At 32.7% G+C, this 569-nt stretch carries 1 protein-coding gene; it reads left to right on the top strand.

Translation table 11 applies throughout. From position 1 onward, the window contains the following. Window positions 1-99: 99 nt before the first annotated feature. Window positions 100-569 (top strand): ABC transporter ATP-binding protein (locus DNK84_RS13725; protein ID WP_162902516.1); only part of this gene is annotated, 470 nt, incomplete at its 3' end.

Here is a 569-nt window from a genome sequence, read left to right on the forward strand (position 1 = left end):
CTGATTATCAATAAAAATAGTTAACTATTAAAAGTTAATTTTTTTCTATCAAAAAATTGATTATCATTAAGCACCTTTATTAAACTATAGAATCTAAAGATGCAAAGATCTTCAAAAAAACCTTTGGTTTCTATAAAAAACCTATCAAAACAATTCGACGATGGGCATCTAGCTGTTGACTCTGTCAACCTGGAGGTTTATCCAAAGGAGTTTTTTTCGCTACTTGGAGGTTCAGGTAGCGGGAAAAGTACTCTTCTAAGAATGTTAGCGGGTTTTGAAAAACCAACTGATGGCAAAATTATTATTGATGGTGTAGATATGTCAAATACACCTCCATATAAAAGACCTGTAAACATGATGTTTCAGTCATATGCCCTATTCCCTCATATGACTATAAAACAAAACATTATGTTTGGACTAAAACAAGAAAAATCTCTAAATAAAGAAGATATTGAAAAAGCTACAGATAGAGCTCTTAAAATTATAAAAATGGATCATCTAGCAAAAAGAAAGCCTCATCAACTATCCGGTGGTCAGCGTCAACGTGTCGCTCTAGCTAGATGTCTAGC

The organism is Facilibium subflavum (assembly GCF_003574485.1).
GTDB lineage: Bacteria > Pseudomonadota > Gammaproteobacteria > Francisellales > Francisellaceae > Facilibium > Facilibium subflavum.